Here is a 21,164-nt window from a genome sequence, read left to right on the forward strand (position 1 = left end):
GCACCCGGGCTGGAGGTCGCGCCGGGCTTCGCGGTCCCGGCCCGCTGGGGGTTCGCGGGCGGCTGGGAATTCGCAGCACCACCGACGTTCGGCGCCGCCTCCCCCGTTGCGGCCGTGACCGCCCCACCCTGCGCGGCCTCGGCCGACGCGGGCTGCGAGGGCCCCGACGTCTCGGCCCTCGCGGTGCCCGTCGACTCCGCCCGCGGTCCCGCCGCGGGCCCGGACGTCGCCGGTTGCGCGGTCGCGCCGGCCTGCGCACTCGCGACCGGCGTCGAGTCCGCGGACCCGCCCCCCGTCGCGGGCGGCACGGCGGGATTCGAACCCGCGTCACCGCCGGCGGCCGCTGCCGCCGGGACACGGTCCGGTCCCCCGGCCTTAGGCGGGCGTGCCGTCCCGGCGCCGCCGTTCGCGGACGCACCGTCCACGGCGGCCGGGCCGCCGTTCGATTGCGCCGTGCTCGGCTGGGCTCGGTTCGCGGGGGCGCGCTCGTGAACGGCGCCCGCGGGCGTGGTGGCGCCGTCAGCGCTCGTCGATGGAACCGTGCCCTCCGCCTGAGGGGCGACGTCGCCGGACACCGGCCTCCTCACACCTTCGCCGGGGACCGGAACACGCCCTGAGCGGCGCGAACCAGTCCGTCATCACCGGGAAAAACACTTCCCCGGTCAGGAACGCCATCGTACCCGCCCACCCCTCCCCCGCGACCCTGCTGGGACGTTCGGCGGACGCCCGTCAGGGCTGAACGGTCAGCAGGGCATGGACCGGACGTCCCGCCAGCCGCTCCCGCCCCGGCAGGAACCCTAGCTCCATGAGCACCGACAACCCCGCCACGGTGCCACCGGCCCGTTCCACCAGGTCGAGCGTGGCGGCGGCGGTGCCACCGGTGGCGAGCACATCGTCGACGACGAGCACCCGCTGCCCACCCGCGAACGCGTCCGTGTGCACCTCGAGCGTGGCCTGCCCGTACTCGAGGTCGTAGGAGACGGCATGCGTGGCCCGCGGCAACTTGCCGGCCTTCCGCACGGGCACGACACCGACGCCAGTGGCGTAGGCAATGGCGGCGGCGAGCACGAACCCGCGAGCCTCGATCCCGGCGACGACGTCGAACGACTCCCGCCCGTGATAGGCGACGATGCCGTCGATGACCTGCCGGAACACGTCCCCGTCGGCGAACAACGGCATGAGGTCCTTGAACACGATGCCGGGCTTGGGAAAGTCGGGCACGTCCAGCACACGGCTCGCCACCAGGTCTGCCAGGGCGGCGTCGATCTCACTCATGCCCCGACCCTAGGGCCCGCGCCACCGCCTGCTCGCGCGGGGCCCGCAACGACCGCAGCGCGGCCCAGGCTGCGGGCGGCCTGGGCCGCGACCGCCCCGCTGTGGTCCTTGTACACGACGGCGCCCCCGCCACCAGGTGCCGTGACAGGGGCGTCGGTGGTACGGGTGGGTCAGCGGCGCTTGCCCGACGGACGGTTGCCCGCGCCGCCGGAGCGACCGCCGCGGTTGGTGCTGCTGCCGCTGGTGCGCTTGGCGTTCGGGCGCGAGCCGACCTTCGGGGCGGCGCCGGCCATGGCGGCCACCTGGTCCTCGGTGCGCTCAGCCGCGCCGGCCTTGACGGGAACCTCGCCGCGGGCCGCCGAGGCGCGCCGCGCCAGCACGCGCTGGGTGTGGGCCTTAATGCGGGGCTCCCGCTCCTTGAGCGCCGCCAGCACGGGGGTGGCGAACACGATGGAGGAGAAGACGCCGAGCCCCATGCCGACGAACAGCACCAGGCCGAGGTCCTTCAGCGTGCCCGCGCCGAGCAGACCGGCGCCGATGAACAGCAGGCCGCCGACGGGCAGCAGCGCCACGAGGCCGGTGTTGATGGACCGCATGATCGTCTGGTTGACGGCGAGGTTCGCGGCCTCGCTGTAGGTGCGGGAGCTGCCGGCGGTAATGCCGCGGGTGTTCTCCTGCACCTTGTCGAACACGACGACGACGTCGTACAGCGAGAAGCCGAGAATCGTCAGGAAGCCGATGACGGTCGACGGCGTCACCTCGAAGCCGACGAGCGAGTAGACGCCCGCGGTGAGAACGAGGTCGAGAAGCAGGGACGACACGGCGGCCACGGCCATCCGCCACTCGAAGCGCAGGATCAGGTACACCATCACCAGAGCGATGAAGACGAGTAGGCCGATGAGGGCCTGCCGGGTGACCGACTCGCCCCAGGCAGCACTGACGCCACTGTCGCTGATCTGGTCCGGGGCGAGCCCGAAGTCTCGCGCCACCGCCTGCTTGACCTGGAGCGCCTGCTCATTGGTCAGCTCGCTGGTGCGGGCGGTGTAGGTGGCGCCGCCGCCGGCGTCGACGCTGTCGACCCGCTGAATGGTGACGACCTCGGGCTCGACGCCTTCGGCGTCCGCGGGCAGAGCGTCCACCGCACGATCGACCGCGGCACGTGCCTCGTCGATCGTACCGACGGAAGCCGGGACCGAGAGCTTGGTGCCACCGGCGAACTCGATGCCGAGGTGGAAGCGGTTGATCGCGAAGCTGCCGATGGAGATCAGGACCGCGATGGCAGCGATCGTGAACCACATCTTGCGACGGCCGACGACGTTGAGTCCCGCCTCGCCGCGGTAGAGCCGGTTCGCCAAGCTGCTGTCGGCCATGTCAGGCCTCCTTCACACGCGAGGTGGGTGCCACGTCGGCGTCGGCGGGCCGCTGCTTGAGGACCCGGCCAAGACCGCTGACACGCGGCGAGAGGAACGCCCGGGTGCGGGCGAACATCGTCATGACCGGGTGGCGGAAGAGGAACACCACCACCAGGTCGAGCACGGTCGACAGGCCGAGCGCGAACGCGAAGCCCTGCACCGCGCCGATGGACACGATGTAGAGGACTACGGCCGCGAGGATGGTGATGGCGTTGGCCGAGATGATCGTGCGGCGGGCGCGGACCCAGGCGCGCTCGACGGCGCTGCGCGGGCTGCGGCCCTCGCGAATCTCGTCCTTCAGTCGCTCGAAGTAGATGACGAAGGAGTCGGCCGCGACACCGAGGGAGACGATGAATCCCGCGATGCCGGCGAGGGTCAGCGTGAACCCGATGCTGCGGCCCAGCACCACCAGGGCGCCGAACGTCAACAGTGCCGACAGCACGAGGCTCGAGAAGATGACCGAGCCGAGCAGGCGGTAGTAGAAGAACGAATAGATCGCCACCAGCAGCATGCCGATGCCCGCGGCGATGAGGCCGGCCTCCAGCTGCTCGGTGCCAAGGGTCGCCGTCACCGTCTCCTGGTTCTGCACGGAGAAGGTGAGCGGCAGCGCGCCGAACTTCAGCTTGTTGGCCAGGTCGGTGGCCTGGGCCGGCGTGAACTGCCCGGTGATCTGGGAGTCGCCGGTGAGCACGCCCTGAATCTCCGGCGCCGAGATGACCTCGCGGTCGAGCACGACGGCGACGAGGCAGTACTGGGCGGAGGGATCGACAGCCTGCGCCGCGGTCTCGCAACCGTCGGCCGGCTGCTTCGTGAAGGCCTCGCGGGTCAGCGCCGTCCACTTCTCCTGGCCGGGGCCGGTGAAGTCCAGCGAGACGACCCACTGGTTCTGCTGCTGGTCGAGCACCGGCGAGGCGCCGGCGATGTCGGTTCCGACGACCTTCGCGACGTCGAGGTAGAACTTCACGCCCGGCTGGCAGGCGGTGACCTTGATCTTCTCATTGTCGATGGCGCTGGCAGGCCGGTTGTTGAGCTTGTCGCACGTGATTGCCGGGATGTTGAACTGCATCTCCGGCGTGAGGGCGTGGATCTCCTCCGGCGTCAGGTCGCCGAAGGGCGCAAGCAACGGGGTCTGGGCCGGGTCGTTGGCGGGCTCCGTCAGCTTCGAGGCCGTGTCCCAGGCCTTCTCGCCGACCTTCTTACGGACGGCGTCGACCGTGACGGGTGCGCCGCTGTCAGGAGCAGCTGTGCCGCTCGGAGCAGCCGCCGGGGCGGATGAGACCGGAGCGCTCGGAGCGGGTGCGCTCGGGGCGGGTGCCGGTGCGCCGCCACCCTGCCCGCCGGACGGCGCCGGCGTGGCGGCGGGGGCGGCGCTTGCGTTCGGCGCCGCGCTGGTGCCGGGCGCCGGCGAACTGCCACTCGGCGCCGCGGACGGAGGGGCCTGCACGGGGCCGGTGTCGATGGACGCCTTCAGCACCTTGCGGAACCGCATCTGGGCGGCCGCGCCGACCTCGCGCAGCGAATCGTCGCTGCTGCCGGCCTTCGAGACGACGATGTTGCGGTCGCCCTCGATGACGACCTCCGCCTCGGACACACCGAGAGCGTTGACCCGGCTCTCGATGATGCCCCGCGCCTCCTCCAGGTTCGTGCGCGGCGGCGCGTCGCCGGCCTCGGTCTGCGCCACGTACGTGACCTGGGTGCCGCCGACGAGGTCGAGGCCCAGGTTGGGGTGCAGCCGGTCGCGGATGCTGCCGGAGGCCCCGAACGCGAAGAACGCGAGCAGGTAGAGGACGACGAAGAGGGCGCCGAGCAGGGCGAGTTGCCGCCCGGGTCGCTGCTGTCCCTGAGGTGGGGCCACGGCTGTCGGTCTCCGGTTCGGTCGGCCGCCGGGCAGGCAGCGGCGGCGGTTGCGGGTGGTGTGGCGCGGGCGGGCCGGCCACGGTCGCGGGCGCGGCAACGCCGGCGACGATTATGAACGTAAATCGCGTCGCGCGGACACCCCGCCCGTTCCGGCGTTTCCACCGGATCGGCGCGGGGCGCCCAGCGCGGACGTCAGTCCTTCTTCTCGCGCTCGACGACCGAACCGCCGACCGTGTCGGTCGACGGCTCGACCGGCTCGGACGTGGCGTGCGCCGAGAGCACGCGCGCGATGGCGGGGCGGCTGTACCGGGCGGTGACGCCCGGGGACAGCTCGACGGTGACGACGTCGTCGTCGACGGACACGACGGTCGCGTGCAGGCCGCCGATGGTCACGATGTCGTCGCCCACCGTGAGGTTACGCTGCATCTGCTCGGCCTCACGGCGCCTCTTCTGCTGCGGGCGGATCATCATGAAGTACATGACGCCGAAGAGCAGAATGATCATGAGCAGCGGCAGGAAGCTACCGCCGCCGCTACCGCTGGACGCTGCTGCGTGGAGCACGTCGACAACCTTCCATTAGCCTCGGTGCGCTTCAGGCACGTCGGGGCGATTCGCACAACCCGGTGAACGGCGGCGAGTCTAGTCCCTTCACCTGGGAGCACTCACAGCGGCACGGATCACGGGGACGTCACGAATCGACACCCCGGGAGAACAGGTCGGGCTGCTGGACGACGGTCTCGGGCGGTGTGCGCCCCAGGTGCCGCCAGCCGGCCTCGGTGGCGACCCGCCCGCGCGGGGTGCGCGCGAGCAGTCCGGCCCGCACCAGGAACGGCTCGCACACCTCCTCGACGGTGTCGGACTGCTCCCCCACCGCCACGGCCAGCGTCGACAGCCCCACCGGCCCGCCCCGGAACGAGTCCACCAGCGCCGTCAGCACCGCCCGGTCGAGCCGGTCGAGGCCGCGCTCGTCGACGTCGTACACCTTCAGTGCCGCCCGGGCCGTGGCCTGGTCGACGACGCCGGACCCGCGCACCTCGGCGAAGTCGCGGACCCGGCGCAGCAGCCGGTTCGCGATGCGGGGCGTGCCCCGCGAGCGGCCGGCGATCTCCGCCGCGCCGTCCTCCGTGATGGGCACGCCGAGGATGCGCGCGGAGCGCTGCAGCAGCAGGTGCAGGTCGGCGGGCGCGTAGAAGTCGAGGTGCGCGACGAACCCGAACCGGTCGCGCATCGGCCCGGTGAGCAGGCCGGACCGGGTGGTAGCCCCGACCAGCGTGAACGGCTCGACGTCCAGCGGGATGGCGGTGGCGCCGGGCCCCTTGCCGACGACGACGTCGACGCGGAAGTCCTCCATGGCGCTGTACAGCAGTTCCTCGGCGGGCTTGGCGATGCGGTGGATCTCGTCGATGAACAGCACGTCGCCCTCGGCGAGGCTGGTCAGGATGGCGGCCAGGTCGCCGGACCGCTCGATCGCCGGGCCGCTGGTGGTGCGGATGCCGGCGTTCAGCTCGGACGCGACGATGTTCGCCAGGGTGGTCTTCCCGAGGCCGGGCGGGCCGGACAGCAGGATGTGGTCGGGCGGGGTGCCGCGGCCCATCGCGCCCTTGAGCAGCAGGTCGAGCTGGTCGCGGACGCGGTGCTGGGCGATGAACTCGGCCAGCCGGCGGGGGCGGACGCTGGCCTCGGCGTCCAGTTCCGCGTCCGTCACATACGCCGAGACGACGTGGTCGTCGGTCACCGGGTCTTCCCGAGCAGGCGGATGGCGTGCTTGAGCAGCACCGGCACGGGCGGCGGGACGGCGCCGTCGACGGTCTCGGCGACGGCGGCGACGGCCTGGTCGGCCTGGGCGGCGCTCCAGCCGAGCCCGATCAGGCCCTGGCGCACCTGCTCCTGCCAGGCGCCGGTGACCACGCCCGCGTTGCCGTCGGGGCCGACCGCGACGGGGCCGATGCGGTCGCGCAGTTCCAGGACGAGGCGCTCGGCGCCCTTCTTGCCGATGCCGGGCACCCGGGTCAGCGCGGCCAGGTCGCCGCCGGCGACGGCGCGGCGCACCGCGTCGGGGGTGTGCACGGCGAGGACGGCCTGGGCGAGCCGGGGGCCGACGCCGCTGGCGGTCTGGAGCAGCTCGAACAGCTGCTTCTCGTCGTCGTCGGCGAAGCCGTACAGGGTCAGCGAGTCCTCGCGGACGACCAGGCTGGTGGCCAGCCGGGCCTCCTCGCCGGTGCGGAGCCCGGCGAGCGTGCCGGGCGAGCACTGCACGGCCATGCCGACCCCGCCCACCTCGAGCACGGCGCTGTCGGGCGCGACGGCGACGACCCGGCCGCGGACGCTGGCGATCATCGACCCCTCCGGTAGTGAGCCACGGCGTGCCGACTGGGTGTCGAAGCCTGCTTACAGGCCGACCTGGAACCGCCCGATCGTCCGCACGTGTGTTCGACCACCCTAGTACGTCGACCCGGCCGGCCTGGATTCGACACGCGGCACGGACGCGCGTGGGCACCGAGCACGCGTGAGAAGTGACACACGTCGATATCTCTTGCCTCAACCCGTCGTGGCGTAGCTCGTTACCGAGCACGACAAACGGGTCAACGGGGAGGAACATTCTCAATGCAGAAGCATCGTAAGTTTTCCATCGCCTTCGGCGCCGCCATCGTTCTAGGCAGTGTCCCTGCGGTCGCGTCGCCCGCGCTGGCCGTACAACGTTCACGCGGTGTGGCTCGGTCACCGTCGGCAAGGGTTCGGCGACGGCATTCCACGCGGGTTCGGTGGCCGGCACCTGGCACAACTGCAGCGGTTCCGAGAACGACTACGTGAAGATCGACGTCAACAATGCCTCCGACTCCGACTGCATCGCCATCCCGCCGGGCAACGTGGGTCACCACTACTACGACCCCACCTGGTGGGTCACCGGCGCGAACCACAGTGCGACCTGGAAGCGCTGCTGACAGGACCCGAGTGAAGGGCAGGGCCATCCCTCGGATGCTCTGCCCTTCTCGCGTCACAGGAAAGCGTGCGATCCCGTCATGAGCGCGTGCGCCGCGAGGCCGCGGCCGCTGCGATGCGCGCGCGGGTGCCGCCGCGCCAGACGTGGCAGATGGCGAGCGCCAGAGCGTCGGCAGCGTCGGCAGGCTTCGGGGGTGCGTCGAGCTTGAGCAGGCGGGTGACCATGGCGGTGACCTGCGCCTTGCCGGCAGTGCCCGAGCCGGTGACGGCGGCCTTGACCTCGCTGGGGGTATACGTGGTGACGCCCAGCCCGGCGCGCGCCCCGGCGAGAACGGCGACACCGCTGGCCTGGGCGGTCCCGATGACCGTCTGGGTGTTGTGCTGGCTGAAGACGCGCTCGACGGCGACGCTGTCGGGCTTGTGCTCCTCGATCAGTTCGGTGAGCGACCGGTCGAGGTGCAGCAGCCGATAATCCAGCTCATCGTCGGGCTCGGAGTAGATGACGTAGTAGGCGATGAGCGTGCAGGGACGGCCGGGCACACCCTCGACGACGCCGACGCCGCACCGGGTAAGGCCTGGATCGACGCCCAACACCCTCATGAACCCCCCCGACGTACGCGTGTTCGACACGATAGTCAGCCCCAGGCACGCGAGTGACACGACACGCTCGAGTGCCCGTGCCACCCGTGGCCGGGACGGGTGGCACGTCAACAGCAACGAACCGTCGGCTAGTCGACGAACTCGGTCCGGCAGGTGGGCTCGCCGGCGTCCTTCTCGCAGATCTTGAAGTACCGGACGTCAGCCGGGAACGTATGGTTGCCGCAGCCACCGGCAGACCCATTCGGGTCGCTGATGCGAGGACTCCAGTCGGTGCCCCCGTGCAGCCAGAACTGGCCGTACACGCCGTTGCCGTCCCGTTCCATGTCGCAGACACCGACGTACCGCTTGCCGGCCAGGACGACGGCGTAGTCGCTACCCTCGTACGCGTGCCAGGGCGGGCCAGGAATGGCCATGGCCGGCGCCCCCGCCGCGAGCACGAGGCCGGACGCGCAGCCCAGCGCCAGCATGCCCTGCGCGATCTTCGACTTGATTGCCTTGCGCAACAAACTCTCCCCGTGGTCACTTGACGTCGAACTTGACATCGATGGATGTGAACGCGAAGAACTTAGCGAACCAGCGCTTGCCCCGCTGCCCCGTCTCCGTCTTCTGCGAGTGACCTATGCCTCATGACGATCATCTCGGGGGTTGGGCGCTGGGAATGGTCCAGCGGTAGACGAACGATCGGCCCACGGCACGACATAGCCATCACGCCGGCCCGATGAGGACGCGTATGCCTGCGCGCCAGATCGGCTCACAGGTGCCGACCGCTGGCGCCCGACGCATCTCCCTACAGCCGAAGATGGCGGACCGCGCTCACGCCGACACGCGCACCTGTGCCGCGAGGTGTTCCGGGGCGGCGGCCCGGTACGCCCGCCGCAGCAGTTCGCCGACCTCGGCCCAGTCGACGCCGGGCCGGTCGAGGCGCAGGGCGACCCAGCCGCGCCCGGCCGCCTGCCGTGGCACGTAGTAGCGCTCGGGGCCGCGGGCGACGAGCTTCTGCTGCCAGCCCGGCCCGGGGGCGACGGCCACGGCGAGGCGGCCGTCGCCGTGGTGGTCGTCGAGGAACCAGGCGAAGGCGCGGCCGCGCACCGTGTAGGTGGGGTGCGGCGAGCCGGTGGCGGACGTCTCGGGCAGTTCGCCGCAGATGTCCGAGATGCGGTCCAGGTAGACCTCGGCGGTCGACATGGGAGACAGCTTTGACCGGCGGCGCTGTCGTGAAACATGCGCGACGATGGAGGCCGGAGGTTCGCGTGGTGCTGTCGAGGGAGATGCAGCCCGAACCGCCGGCGGACTACGTGGCGTTCGTCGTCCGGCGGTTCGGTGCCGCGCGCGCCGAGGCGGCGCGGCTGACCGGGGGCGAGCGGTACGCCGACGAGGTGTACCCCGCGGCGTTCACGGACGTGGCGCTGCACTGGCGGTGGCAGCGGCGCCGGGCGGACGCCATCCTGGAGCGCTCGCTGGCCCGCCGGGCGAAGCGGTGGCGCGAGGAGCAGATCTACGAGGTGGACGTGCGGCCGGTCCACGAGGGACGGCCGTCGCCGGTGCGGTTCGTCAGCGTGGCGCTGCGCAAGGCGGGGCTGCTGGCGCCGACCGCGCGGCCGTCCGCGCAGCCGGTGGCCGAGGCGGGCATCGCGTGGTGCTGCGCGTACCGGCGGTGGCGCTGGCGCCGGCTGGCCCGGACAGTGGCAGCGGTGCTGATCGCCGTGCTGGTCATCGCGGAGATGCTGCCCGGGCCGCCGGCGTGATGGTCAGTCGATCGCGGCCATGATCTCGTCGGAGACGCTGCTGTTGTCGTAGACGTTCTGCACGTCGTCGCAGTCGTCGAGGACGTCGATGAGCTTCGACAGCTTGCGCGCGCCGTCCTCGTCCAGCTCGATCTGCATGCTGGGGATGAGCGACGACTCGGCCGAGTCGTAGTCGATGCCGGCCTCCTGCAGCGCGGTGCGCACGGCGACGAGGTCGGTGGGCTCGCTGACGACCTCGAAGGTGTCGCCGAGGTCGTTGACGTCCTCCGCGCCCGCGTCGAGGACGGCGAGCAGCAGGTCGTCCTCGGTGAGGCCGCTCTTGGGCACGATCACGATGCCCTTGCGGGAGAACAGGTAGTTGACGCTGCCGGCGTCGGCCAGCGAGCCGCCGTTGCGGGTCAGCGCGGTGCGCACCTCGGTGGCGGCGCGGTTGCGGTTGTCCGTGAGGCACTCGATGAGCATCGCGACGCCGTTCGGGCCGTACCCCTCGTACATGATCGTCTGCCAGTCGGCGCCGCCGGCCTCGAGGCCGGCGCCGCGCTTGACGGCGCGGTCGATGTTGTCGTTCGGTACGGAGTTCTTCTTCGCCTTCTGGATGGCGTCGTAGAGCGTCGGGTTGCCGGCCGGGTCGCCGCCGCCGGTGCGCGCGGCGACCTCGATGTTCTTGATCAGCTTGGCGAAGCTCTTGCCCCGCTTGGCGTCGATGACGGCCTTCTTGTGCTTGGTCGTCGCCCACTTGGAGTGGCCGGACATGAGGTACCTCCGTTGCGCTGCCTACCGTGCGTCGACGTCAGCCTGCCGTACCAGGTCCACGAAGTGCCGGTGCACACGCAGGTCGCCGGTCAGCTCGGGGTGGAAGGCCGTGGCCAGCAGGTTGCCCTGCCGGACCGCGACAATCCTACCGGCGGCCGGACCGCCGGTGACGCGGCCCATCACCCGCACGCCGGGCCCGGTCCGCTCCACCCACGGGGCGCGGATGAACACGGCGGGCAGGCTGTCGCCGTCGAAGTCGACGGTGTCCTCGAACGAGTCGACCTGCCGGCCGAACGCGTTGCGCCGCACCGTCATGTCGATGCCGCCGAAGGTCTGCTGGTCGGGGCGGCCGTCGAGCACCTCGGACGCCAGCATGATCATGCCTGCGCAGGAGCCGTACGCCGGCATGCCCTCGGCGATCCGCTTGCGGATCGGGTCGAGCAGCTCGAACGTGACGGCCAGCTTGCTGATCGCGGTGGACTCCCCGCCGGGCACGACGAGCGCGTCGACGTCGTCGAGCTCGGCCGGCCGGCGCACCGGCCGGGCGAGCACGTCGCACTCGGCGAGGGCGCCGAGGTGTTCCCGGACGTCGCCCTGCAGGGCGAGGACGCCGATCGTGGTCACCAGCCGCGCTCCGCGAGACGGTGCGGCACCGGGATGTCGTCGACGTTGATGCCGACCATGGCCTCGCCCAGGCCGCGGGACACCTTCGCGATGACGTCGGGGTCGTCGTGGAACGTGGTGGCCTTGACGATCGCGTTGGCGCGCTGGGCCGGGTTGCCGGACTTGAAGATGCCGGAGCCGACGAACACGCCCTCGGCGCCGAGCTGCATCATCATCGCCGCGTCGGCCGGGGTGGCGATGCCGCCCGCGGTGAACATGACGACGGGCAGCTTGCCGTTGGCGGCGACCTCCTTGACGAGCTCGTACGGCGCCTGCAGCTCCTTGGCGGCGACGTACAGCTCGTCCTCCGGCAGCGAGGTGAGGCGGCGGATCTCGCCGCGGATGGTGCGCATGTGGGTGGTGGCGTTGGAGACGTCGCCGGTGCCGGCCTCGCCCTTGGAGCGGATCATCGCCGCGCCCTCGGTGATGCGGCGCAGGGCCTCGCCGAGGTTGGTGGCGCCGCAGACGAACGGCACGGTGAACGCCCACTTGTCGATGTGGTTGGCGTAGTCGGCCGGGGTGAGCACCTCGGACTCGTCGATGTAGTCGACGCCGAGCGACTGGAGCACCTGCGCCTCGACGAAGTGCCCGATGCGGGCCTTGGCCATGACCGGGATCGACACGGCCGCGATGATGCTGTCGATCATGTCGGGGTCGCTCATCCGGGAGACGCCGCCCTGGGCGCGGATGTCGGCGGGGACCCGCTCGAGGGCCATGACGGCGACGGCGCCGGCGTCCTCGGCGATCTTGGCCTGCTCGGCGTTGACGACGTCCATGATCACGCCGCCCTTGAGCATCTCCGCCATGCCGCGCTTGACGCGCGCCGTCCCGGTGCCGGTGTCGGGGGTGGCGGCGGGGGTCGGGTGCTCGCTCACGGTCTTCGCGCTCCTCACGGCTGGGGCCTGATCACCGGTGAGCTTACGCCCGCCACCGGGGCCGTCCGACGGCCAATTCACCCCCGGGTGGCCTGCTCCGTGGCCCGCTTCACAGCCGGATCGGGGCCACCGGGCTCAGCTGCGGTCGAGGGCGGGCGTGCGCTCCCGCGGCAGCGCCGGGGCGGGCACCGCGGGGGCCGCCGCGAGCGTGGGCTCGACGATGTCGAAGTACGCGGGGCGCGGGTGCCGGCGGGCCATCCGGAACAGCCGCACCAGCCGCCGGTTGCGGGCGTTGAGGGCGTCGCGGACGAGGTCGGTGTGCACCTGCTTGGCCAGCGCGACGCGGCGGCTGGTCGCGATGAGCGTGAGGTCGGGGACGACGGCGCGCAGCTGGCGGGTCAGGTCGTTCTCGGCGGCCTCCCGCTCGTCGGGGCCGGCGTCGAGCGCGATGCGGGCGGCCGCGTACAGCTCGACGAGGTTGCCGGCCTCGGCCACGACGGCGGCCGCGGCGGCCCGGCGCAGCAGGTGCGCGTCGAGGGCGCGGGCGGCCGCCTCGGCGCGCACGTGCAGGCGCACCACCCGGCGCGCCGTCCACACGACGTACGCCGACAGCAGCGCGACCAGCGCCGACGCACCCACCACCCACCACATGACGAGTCATGGTAGGGGTCGCGCGTTTCAGAACGGCGTCGCCGTCACCGTGGTTCGGCCCACTCGGTCTCGAAGACGCGCCCGTCGGCGGCCTCGATGGCGGTCATGTACACCTCGACGACCCGATCGGCCACCGCCGGCCAGTCGAACGCGGCCACCGCCTCCCGCGCGCAGGCGGCCAGCTCACGCCGCCGGTCGGGGTCGTCGAGCAGGGCGGCCAGGGTGCGGGTCAGCGCCTCGGCGTCGCCGGTGGGGAACAGCTCACCGGCCCGGCCGCCGTCGAGGACCCGGCGGAACGCGTCGAGGTCGCTGGCGACGATCGGCGCCCCGGCGGCCATCGCCTCGGTGAGGATCATGCCGAACGACTCGCCGCCGGTGTTCGGCGCGACGTACACGTCGACGCTGCGCAGCATCCGCGCCTTGTCGGCCTCGCTGACCAGGCCGAGGTGCGTGATCCGGTCGCGCAGCTCCGGCGGGACGGGGGTGAACAGCTCGTCGGGGTCGCCGGGGCCGGCGACGAGCAGCCGCAGGCCGGGCCGGTGCGGGGCGAGGGTGACGAACGCCTGCCGCAGCAGCGCGAAGCCCTTGCGCGGCTCGGTGAACCGGCCGAGGAAGCCGATGGTCTCCCCCGCCGGGCGCTCCAGCGGCTCGGCGTCGGCGAACTTGGCGACGGCCACGCCGTTGGGGATCTCCACCGCGCCGCCGTCGAGGTGCTCGACCTGGACCCGGCGGGCCAGGGCGCTGACCGCGATGCGGGCGGTGATCTTCTCCAGCACGAGCTGGAGCAGGCCCTGGGCGGCCGACAGCGCCCGCGAGCGGGTCATCGCGGTGTGGAAGGTGGCCACGACCGGGCCGCGCGAGCTGAGCACGGCCAGCATCGACAGGCTCAGCGTCAGCGGCTCGTGCACGTGCAGCACGTCGAACCCGCCGCGGGCCAGCCAGCGCCGCACCCGGGCGGTGGAGACCGGGCCGAACGCGATCCGGGCCACCGACCCGTTGTACGGCAGCGGCACCGCCCGCCCGGCGGGCACCACGTACGCGGGCAGCGGGGCGTCCTCGTCGGCGGGGGCCAGCACGCTGACCTCGTGGCCGAGGCCGATCAGCGCCTCGGCGAGGTCCATGACGTGGTTCTGCACGCCGCCGGGCACGTCGAACGAGTACGGGCAGACGATGCCGATGCGCATGGCGTCCCTCAGAGCGCCGCGACCGGGGCGGGCGGCTCGGCGGCGGCCGGTGCGGCCCCGGCCGGTTCGGCGCCGGAGGTGAGCCACACCTTCTGCAGCATGTGCCAGTCCTCGGGGTGCGCGGCGATGCCGGCGGCGAGCGCGTCGGCGACCCGCTGGGTGACCAGCCGGGCCCGCTGGTCGAGCGGCCCCTCGTCCGGCCCGGGCACGGCGATGGGCCCGCGCAGCGCCGCGTGCGGCACCTCGCCCTCGAACCACATGTCGACGGCGAACAGCGGGGCGCCGGTGCGCAGGGCCAGCAGCGCCGGACCGGGCGGCATCCGGGTGCGCCCGCCGAGGAAGACGACCTCCACGCCGCGCGACGACAGGTCGCGGTCGGCCAGCAGCGGCACCACGTGGCCCTGGCCGAGGCGCTCGGCGAGCACGTCGAGCGGCGGCCGGGCGGCGCCGGTGAGCGGCAGGATCTCCATGCCCAGCGACTCGCGGAACGCGACGAACCGGTCGAACAGGGCGGCGGGTTTGAGCCGTTCGGCGACGGTGGTGATGCCCCAGCCCTGGGCGGCGACCCAGGCGCCGGCGGCGTCCCAGTTGCCGGCGTGCGGCAGCGCCACCACGACGCCGCGGCCGTCCGCGACGGCGGCGGCGAGCACGTCGGCGTTCACCAGCACGAAGCCGGTGCGCCGCTGCTCGGCGGTGGTCGACGGCAGCCGGAACGCCTGCAGCCAGTACCGGGCGTAGCTGCGCAGCCCGGCGCGGGTCAGCGCGGCGAGGTCGGCGCCGGGCGGCGCGACCCGGGCCAGGTTGCGTTCGAGCCGCTGGGCGCCCGGCCCGCGGCCGGCGGCGGCCCGGTCGGCGGCGGCGAAGAAGGCGGCCCGGGCCAGCGGCAGCGGCAGCGCGCGCACCAGGCGCCACGCGGCCGCGTAGCCCAGGTCGGTCAGCCGGTCTCTCATGCGTTCGCCGCCCGGTCGTCGAGGTAGGCGTGGCGCATGCGCTGCCACACGGTGAACACCGACAGCGCGGCGAGCACCCACAGCGCGGCGGGCAGGCCCCAGTCGCCGGGGAAGACGGTGTGCAGCACACCGCCGATGCCGACGATGATGAGCCGCTCGGAGCGCTCGGCGATGCCGACGTCGGCGTTCAGGCCGAGGCCCTCGGCGCGGGCCTTCACGTACGACACGGTCTGGCCGCTGACCAGGCACAGCAGCCCGGCGACGACCCCGCCCCACGGGTTGCCCTCGGTGGCGAGCCAGAAGGTGACCGCGCCGAACACCGCGCCGTCGGCGATGCGGTCCATGCTCGAGTCGAGCAGGGCGCCGAACTTCGTGGAACCGCCCCGCATGCGCGCCATCGTGCCGTCGAGCATGTCGGTCAGCGCCGACAGCGTGACGATCACCAGACCGGTCATGAGGTGGCCGCGGGCACCGAAGCCGAGTGCGCCGACGAGCACGCCGACGGTGCCCGCTACGGTGACCGCGTTCGGCGTGACGCCGGCGCGGAGCAGCATCCGGGCGGTGGGGTCGATGACGTGCGACAGCACCGCGCGGGCGGTCACGTTGAAGATCTTTGCCATGGCGGGTCCACCTTAACGGCGCGGAGGTGGCCACGGTACGGCCACTACCGGGGGTTGCGGCGGCGACACGTTCGGGTGTGGGATTTCAGACAGCGAGGGCGACGCCGCCTTGCCGCCGTCGCGCCGGTCCACCACGAGCCACCGCGACGATCTCGGGAGGTGCGCCCCATGGCGCAGAAGACGCAGGAGAAGGGGGTCACCGGCGGCGCGCCGGTGGTGACGGAACCCGGCAGGGTTCGCAACGTGGTGGTGGTCGGGCACTCCGGCGCCGGGAAGACCACGCTCGTCGAGGCGCTGCTCGCCGCGTCGGGCACGATCCCCCGGGCCGGCGCCGTGACCGACGGCACCACGGTCACCGACAACGACCCCGCCGCGATCCGCCAGCAGCGCTCCGTGAGCCTGTCGTGCGCCCCGCTGGTGCACCAGGACGTCAAGATCAACCTGCTGGACACCCCCGGGTACGCGGACTTCGTCGGCGAGCTGCGGGCCGGGCTGCGCGCCGCCGACGCCGCCATGTTCGTGGTGTCCGCCGTGGACGGCATGGACGCCGCCACCGCCGCCCTGTGGGAGGAGTGCGCCCACGTCGGCATGCCCCGCGGCGTCGTCGTCACCCGGCTCGACCACCCGCGCGCCGACTTCGACGAGGCGCTGGAGCTGTGCCAGGACGCGTTCGGCGACAACGTGCTGCCGCTGTACCTGCCGATGCTCGGCGACGACGGGCAGTCCGTGGCCGGCCTGATGGGGCTCATCACCCAGCGCGTGTACGACTACTCCGACGGCCACCCGGCCGACGTGCGCGACCCGGAGCCCGAGCACCTGCCGCCGATCCAGGAGGCCCGCAACATCCTCATCGAGGGGATCATCGCCGAGAGCGAGGACGAGACCCTCATGGACCGCTACCTGGGCGGCGAGGTGATCGACCCGCAGCTGCTCATCACCGACCTGGAGAAGGCGGTGGCGCGCGGGCACTTCTACCCCGTCATCCCGGTGTGCGCGGCCACCGGCGTCGGCCTGGACGCGGTGCTCGACGGCCTCGTCGCGGGCTTCCCCACGCCCGGCGAGCACGACCTGCCCGGCGTCACCGGCGTCGACGGCTCGCCGCGGCCGCCGCTGACCTGCGACCCGGCCGGTCCGCTGGTCGCCGAGGTGGTCAAGACGACGATCGACCGGCACGTCGGCCGGGTCTCGCTGGTGCGCGTGTTCTCCGGGACGCTGCGCCCCGAGACCGCGGTGCACGTCTCCGGGCACGGCATGGCCGAGCGCGGCCACCCCGACCACGACGCCGACGAGCGGGTCGCGCACGTCTACTCCCCGCTGGGCGCCGCCCTGCGCGAGGTGCCGGTGTGCGTGGCCGGCGACATCTGCGCGATCACCAAGAGCGGCAGCGCCGAGACCGGTGACACGATCTCCGCCAAGGACGACCCGCTGCTGATGGAGCCCTGGCAGATGCCGGAGCCGCTGCTGCCCATCGCCATCGTCGCCAAGGCCCGCTCCGACGAGGACGCGCTGGCCAAGAACCTCGCCAAGCTCGTCGCCGGCGACCCGACCCTGCGGCTGGAGCGCAACGCCGAGACCCACCAGCTGGTGCTGTGGTGCATGGGCGAGTCGCACGCCGACGTGGTGCTGGACCGGCTGCGCTCCGGCGGCGTCGAGCTGGACACCGAGCCCGTGCGGGTGTCGCTGCGCGAGTCGTTCGGCACCACCGCCAAGGGCCACGGCCGGCACGTCAAGCAGTCCGGCGGGCACGGCCAGTACGCCGTCTGCCACATCCAGGTCGAGCCGCTGCCGCGCGGCGCCGGCTTCGAGTTCGTCGACAAGGTCGTCGGCGGCGCCGTCCCGCACAACTACATCCCCAGCGTGGAGAAGGGCGTGCGGGCCCAGATGGAACGCGGCATCGTCGCCGGGCACCCCGTCGTGGACCTGCGGGTGACGCTCGTCGACGGCAAGGCGCACAGTGTCGACTCCTCCGACGCGGCGTTCCAGACCGCGGGCGCGCTGGCGCTGCGCGACGCCGCCGAGAACGGCCAGGTCACCCTGCTCGAACCGGTCGACGACATCACCGTGCGGGTCAGCGACGAGCACGTCGGCGCCGTGATGAGCGACCTGTCGGGCCGCCGCGGCCGGGTGCTCGGCACCGAGGCCGACCCCGACTCCGAGGGCCGCACCCTGGTCCGCGCGGAGGTGCCCGCCACCGAGCTGGTCCGCTACGCCGTCGAGCTGCGCGCGATGACGTCCGGGTCGGGCTCGTTCCGGCGCGCGTTCGCCCGGCACGAGCCGATGCCGGCGCACTTGGCGGAGGCGGCCCGCAAGGAGCACGCCGCCCGCTAGGCCGCGGGTAGACCGCGGCTACGCCGCCTCGCCCCACGCCTTGGCGAGCATCACCCGGGTGTCGGCCAGCAGCTGCGGCAGCACCTTGGTGCGGCCCACGACCGGCATGAAGTTGGCGTCGCCGCCCCACCGGGGCACCACGTGCTGGTGCAGGTGGGCGGCGATGCCGGCGCCGGCCACCGCGCCCTGGTTCATGCCGAGGTTGAACCCGTGCGGGCTGCTCACCGCCCGGATCACCCGCATCGCGCGGCGGGTGAACGCCGCCACCTCGGCCGTCTCCGCCTCGGTCAGGTCGGTGTAGTCGGCGACGTGCCGGTACGGGCACACCAGCAGGTGCCCCGGGTTGTACGGGTACAGGTTCAGCACCGCGAACACGTGCTCGCCGCGCGCGACGATCAGCTCGTCGGCGTCCGGCGCGAGGCAGAACGGGCAGCCCGACGGCTTCTCGTACCCCTCGTCGGGCCGGTCCTGGCCCGAGATGTACGTCATCCGGTGCGGCGTCCACAGCCGTTCCAGGCCGTCCGGCTCCCCTGTCTCACCCATGGGGAGAAGTCTAGGTGCCCGAAACTGTCCGCATCGGCTTCTAGGATCCCGGCATGACTGCGAACCCGGCCCGCCACCCCGCCGACAGCCACGACGTGATCGAGGTGCGGGGCGCCCGCGAGAACAACCTCAGGGACGTGTCGCTGGACATCCCCAAGCGGCGCCTGACGGTGTTCACCGGGCTGTCCGGGTCGGGCAAGTCGTCGCTGGTGTTCGGCACGATCGCGGCCGAGTCCCGGCGGCTGATCAACGAGACGTACACGGCGTTCCTGCAGTCGTTCATGCCGAGCATGGGCCGCCCGGACGTCGACGCGCTGCGCAACCTGTCGGCGGCGATCATCGTCGACCAGGAGCGGATGGGCGCCAACGCCCGGTCGACCGTCGGCACCGCCACCGACGCGTACGCGATGCTGCGGATCGTCTTCAGCCGGCTCGGCGAGCCGCACGCCGGCGGCTCGGGCGCGTTCAGCTTCAACCTGCCCGAGGGCATGTGCCCGGCCTGCGAGGGCCTCGGCAAGGTGTCCACGATCGACGCCGACGCGATGCTCGACCGCACCAAGTCGATCAACGAGGGCGCGATCCAGGTGCCCAACTTCAGCGTGGACGGCTGGTACGTCAAGGGGTTCGCCGAGTCCGGCTACTTCTCCCCCGACACGCCGCTGGAGCAGTTCACCGCGCAGGAGTGGGAGGACTTCCTGCACCGTCCCGCCACCAAGGTCAAGATCAACGGCATCAACACGACGTACGAGGGGCTCGTCGTGAAGGTGCAGCGCATGTACCTGTCGAAGGACCGCGAGTCGGCGCAGCCGCACATCCGGGCGTTCATCGACCGGGTCGCCACGTTCGCCACCTGCGCCGCGTGCGGCGGCACCCGGCTCAACGAGGCGGCGCTGGCGTCGAAGGTCAACGGCCGCAGCATCGCCGAGTGCTCCGCGATGCAGATCAGCGACCTGGCCCGCTGGCTCACCGAACTCGACGGCGCCGGCGTCGCCCCGCTGCTGGCCGGGCTGCGTGAGACGCTCGACTCGCTGACCGAGATCGGCCTGGGCTACCTCAGCCTCGACCGGGAGTCCGGCACCCTGTCCGGCGGCGAGGCCCAGCGCGTCAAGATGGTGCGGCACCTCGGCTCCAGCCTCACCGACGTCACGTACGTCTTCGACGAGCCCACCGTCGGCCTGCACCCGCACGACATCGCCCGCATGAACGACCTGCTGCTGCGGCTGCGCGACAAGGGCAACACCGTGCTGGTCGTCGAGCACAAGCCGGAGACCATCGCGATCGCCGACCACGTCGTCGACCTCGGTCCCGGCGCGGGCGCCGCCGGCGGCACCGTCTGCTTCACCGGCGACGTGCCCGGCCTGCGCGCCTCCGGCACCCTCACCGGCCGGCACCTCGACCACCGGGTCACGCTGCGGTCCCCGCTGCGCACCCCCACCGGCCACCTCGCCATCCGCGGCGCCACCACCCACAACCTGAAGAAGGTGGACGTCGACATCCCGCTCGGCGTGCTCACCGTCGTCACCGGCGTCGCCGGGTCCGGCAAGAGCTCCCTGATCCACGGCCACCTGCCCCGCACCGGCGACGTCACCGTGGTCGACCAGTCCGCCATCCGCGGCTCCCGGCGCAGCAACCCCGCCACCTACTCCGGCCTGCTCGACCCGGTGCGCGCCGCGTTCGCCAAGGCCAACAAGGTCAAGCCCGCCCTGTTCAGCGCCAACTCCGAGGGCGCCTGCCCCAACTGCAAGGGCATCGGGCTCGTCTACACCGACCTGGCGATGATGGCCGGCGTCGCCACCGTCTGCGAGGAGTGCGAAGGCAAGCGGTTCCTGCCCGAGGTGCTCACCTACACGCTGCGCGGCAAGAACATCAGCGAGGTGCTCGCCATGAGCGTCGCCGAGGCCCAGGACTACTTCCCGTCCGGCCCGGCCCGGGCCATCGTGGACCGGATGGCCGACGTCGGGCTGTCGTACCTGAGCCTCGGCCAGCCGCTGACCACCCTGTCCGGCGGCGAGCGCCAGCGCCTCAAGCTCGCCATCCACATGGCGGAGAAGGCCACCACGTACGTCCTCGACGAGCCGACCTCCGGCCTGCACCTGGCCGACGTCGACCAGCTGCTCGCCCTGCTCGACCGCCTCGTCGACGACGGCAACACGGTCGTCGTCATCGAGCACCACCAGGCCGTCATGGCGCACGCCGACTGGATCGTCGACATGGGACCGGGCGGCGGCCACGACGGCGGCGAGGTCGTCTTCACCGGCACCCCGGCCGACCTGGTCGCCGACGGCCGCACCCTGACCGCCCAGCACCTCAGGCAGTACCTGGGCGGCTGACCCCGGGCGCCGGCCCGGTGACGGCCCACACCGCGTCCTGCACTCGCCCGGCCAGCTCGATCCAGGTGTCCACCTGCTCGGGCGCGGGTCGTCGGGCAGCCCGATCCGCAGCGCCCGGATGCGGTCGCGCACCGCCGGCTCCACGTCGAGGCGGCCGGCAGCCGCGCCAACCGGTTCAGCAGGGCCCCTCTCGGCGGTGGACCCGCGCCTCGCCACGGGACATCATCGTTGTCATGTCGGCCGACCGCGGATCCGCCCTGTACGGCGTCCTGCGGCAGGTGCGCCCCCTGGTGCTCAACTCCGCCCGGATGGTCGAGGCGGCCCTGCGACCGCGGGGCCTGAGCGTCGGCATGCGCGCCGTGCTGGAGGTCCTCGCCGAGCACGGCCCCGCCACGGTCCCCGCCGTCGCCGACCGGCTCCCCCCCCCCCCCCCCCCCC

The 21,164-nt window shown here is 72.6% G+C and carries 22 protein-coding genes; 5 read left to right on the forward strand and 17 right to left on the reverse strand.

Annotated features, from left to right (window positions below; genetic code table 11):
- Positions 1–729 precede the first annotated feature (729 nt).
- The 6 genes from Sya03_RS22405 to ruvA all read right to left on the reverse strand — a co-directional run bounded on the left by Sya03_RS22405 (position 730) and on the right by ruvA (position 6,881).
- Positions 730–1,275, reverse strand: a complete 546-nt coding sequence (locus Sya03_RS22405) for an adenine phosphoribosyltransferase (protein ID WP_203940333.1) — start codon at positions 1,273–1,275, stop codon at positions 730–732.
- Between the two features lie 170 nt (positions 1,276–1,445).
- A complete protein-coding gene (gene secF, locus Sya03_RS22410) occupies positions 1,446–2,645 on the reverse strand; it encodes a protein translocase subunit SecF (protein WP_203940334.1) in 1,200 nt (399 codons plus the stop codon).
- A gap of 1 nt (position 2,646) precedes the next feature.
- Positions 2,647–4,542: a protein translocase subunit SecD gene (secD, locus tag Sya03_RS22415; RefSeq protein ID WP_203940335.1), complete on the reverse strand. Its 1,896-nt coding sequence runs from the start codon at positions 4,540–4,542 to the stop codon at positions 2,647–2,649.
- 194 nt (positions 4,543–4,736) lie between these two features.
- Positions 4,737–5,105 carry a preprotein translocase subunit YajC gene (gene yajC, locus Sya03_RS22420; protein WP_203940336.1) on the reverse strand — a complete coding sequence of 123 codons (369 nt, stop codon included), beginning with the start codon at positions 5,103–5,105 and terminating at the stop codon, positions 4,737–4,739.
- Between the two features lie 127 nt (positions 5,106–5,232).
- A complete protein-coding gene (gene ruvB / locus Sya03_RS22425; RefSeq protein ID WP_203940337.1) occupies positions 5,233–6,279 on the reverse strand; it encodes a Holliday junction branch migration DNA helicase RuvB in 1,047 nt (348 codons plus the stop codon).
- Complete coding sequence (gene ruvA, locus Sya03_RS22430) at positions 6,276–6,881, reverse strand: Holliday junction branch migration protein RuvA (RefSeq protein ID WP_203940338.1); 606 nt, start codon at positions 6,879–6,881, stop codon at positions 6,276–6,278. Before ruvA ends, ruvB begins: the two co-directional genes overlap by 4 nt.
- Before the next feature lie 470 nt (positions 6,882–7,351).
- Here ruvA and Sya03_RS31625 point away from each other — a divergent pair, with 470 nt between their 5' ends.
- Positions 7,352–7,486, forward strand: coding sequence for a hypothetical protein (locus tag Sya03_RS31625; protein WP_275411472.1), 135 nt, complete (start codon positions 7,352–7,354; stop codon positions 7,484–7,486).
- Between the two features lie 76 nt (positions 7,487–7,562).
- On the opposite strand, the gene ruvC is transcribed toward Sya03_RS31625, so the two are convergent.
- From ruvC to Sya03_RS22445, 3 genes are all read right to left on the reverse strand, one after another.
- Positions 7,563–8,084, reverse strand: a complete 522-nt coding sequence (gene ruvC, locus Sya03_RS22435; protein WP_203940365.1) for a crossover junction endodeoxyribonuclease RuvC — start codon at positions 8,082–8,084, stop codon at positions 7,563–7,565.
- Between the two features lie 128 nt (positions 8,085–8,212).
- Positions 8,213–8,587 (reverse strand): hypothetical protein, encoded by a 375-nt coding sequence (locus Sya03_RS22440; protein ID WP_203940339.1) that lies wholly within the window; start codon positions 8,585–8,587, stop codon positions 8,213–8,215.
- Between the two features lie 310 nt (positions 8,588–8,897).
- Entirely contained in the window at positions 8,898–9,269 is a 372-nt protein-coding gene (locus Sya03_RS22445) for an MmcQ/YjbR family DNA-binding protein (RefSeq protein WP_203940340.1), read from the reverse strand.
- 65 nt (positions 9,270–9,334) lie between these two features.
- Here Sya03_RS22445 and Sya03_RS22450 point away from each other — a divergent pair, with 65 nt between their 5' ends.
- Positions 9,335–9,829 (forward strand): hypothetical protein, encoded by a 495-nt coding sequence (locus Sya03_RS22450; protein ID WP_203940341.1) that lies wholly within the window; start codon positions 9,335–9,337, stop codon positions 9,827–9,829.
- A gap of 3 nt (positions 9,830–9,832) precedes the next feature.
- On the opposite strand, the gene Sya03_RS22455 is transcribed toward Sya03_RS22450, so the two are convergent.
- The 7 genes from Sya03_RS22455 to pgsA form a co-directional block, all read right to left on the reverse strand.
- Positions 9,833–10,582: a YebC/PmpR family DNA-binding transcriptional regulator gene (locus tag Sya03_RS22455; RefSeq protein ID WP_203940342.1), complete on the reverse strand. Its 750-nt coding sequence runs from the start codon at positions 10,580–10,582 to the stop codon at positions 9,833–9,835.
- A gap of 21 nt (positions 10,583–10,603) precedes the next feature.
- A complete protein-coding gene (pdxT, locus tag Sya03_RS22460) occupies positions 10,604–11,206 on the reverse strand; it encodes a pyridoxal 5'-phosphate synthase glutaminase subunit PdxT (protein ID WP_239107766.1) in 603 nt (200 codons plus the stop codon).
- Positions 11,203–12,120, reverse strand: coding sequence for a pyridoxal 5'-phosphate synthase lyase subunit PdxS (gene pdxS, locus Sya03_RS22465; RefSeq protein WP_203940343.1), 918 nt, complete (start codon positions 12,118–12,120; stop codon positions 11,203–11,205). Before pdxS ends, pdxT begins: the two co-directional genes overlap by 4 nt.
- Before the next feature lie 135 nt (positions 12,121–12,255).
- The gene (locus Sya03_RS22470; RefSeq protein ID WP_203940344.1) at positions 12,256–12,771 is read right to left on the reverse strand and encodes a hypothetical protein; all 516 of its coding nucleotides are present in this window, start codon (positions 12,769–12,771) and stop codon (positions 12,256–12,258) included.
- Positions 12,772–12,815: 44 nt separating this feature from the next.
- Positions 12,816–13,955, reverse strand: a complete 1,140-nt coding sequence (locus Sya03_RS22475) for a glycosyltransferase family 4 protein (RefSeq protein WP_203940345.1) — start codon at positions 13,953–13,955, stop codon at positions 12,816–12,818.
- 8 nt (positions 13,956–13,963) lie between these two features.
- Entirely contained in the window at positions 13,964–14,905 is a 942-nt protein-coding gene (locus Sya03_RS22480) for a phosphatidylinositol mannoside acyltransferase (RefSeq protein WP_203940346.1), read from the reverse strand.
- Positions 14,902–15,525 (reverse strand): phosphatidylinositol phosphate synthase, encoded by a 624-nt coding sequence (gene pgsA / locus Sya03_RS22485; RefSeq protein ID WP_203940347.1) that lies wholly within the window; start codon positions 15,523–15,525, stop codon positions 14,902–14,904. Before pgsA ends, Sya03_RS22480 begins: the two co-directional genes overlap by 4 nt.
- 168 nt (positions 15,526–15,693) lie before the next feature.
- On the opposite strand from pgsA, the gene Sya03_RS22490 reads away from it, so the two are divergent.
- On the forward strand, positions 15,694–17,853 hold the full coding sequence (locus Sya03_RS22490; protein WP_203940348.1) for an elongation factor G-like protein EF-G2: 2,160 nt from the start codon (positions 15,694–15,696) through the stop codon (positions 17,851–17,853).
- Between the two features lie 18 nt (positions 17,854–17,871).
- On the opposite strand, the gene Sya03_RS22495 is transcribed toward Sya03_RS22490, so the two are convergent.
- On the reverse strand, positions 17,872–18,396 hold the full coding sequence (locus Sya03_RS22495) for an HIT family protein (protein ID WP_203940349.1): 525 nt from the start codon (positions 18,394–18,396) through the stop codon (positions 17,872–17,874).
- A 53-nt stretch (positions 18,397–18,449) separates the two neighbouring features.
- On the opposite strand from Sya03_RS22495, the gene Sya03_RS22500 reads away from it, so the two are divergent.
- Positions 18,450–20,726 carry an ATP-binding cassette domain-containing protein gene (locus Sya03_RS22500; protein ID WP_203940350.1) on the forward strand — a complete coding sequence of 759 codons (2,277 nt, stop codon included), beginning with the start codon at positions 18,450–18,452 and terminating at the stop codon, positions 20,724–20,726.
- Positions 20,727–20,959: 233 nt separating this feature from the next.
- A partial coding sequence (locus Sya03_RS22505; RefSeq protein ID WP_203940351.1) for a winged helix DNA-binding protein occupies positions 20,960–21,164 on the forward strand: 205 nt, incomplete at its 3' end.

It is taken from the genome of Spirilliplanes yamanashiensis (assembly GCF_016863475.1).
GTDB lineage: Bacteria > Actinomycetota > Actinomycetes > Mycobacteriales > Micromonosporaceae > Spirilliplanes > Spirilliplanes yamanashiensis.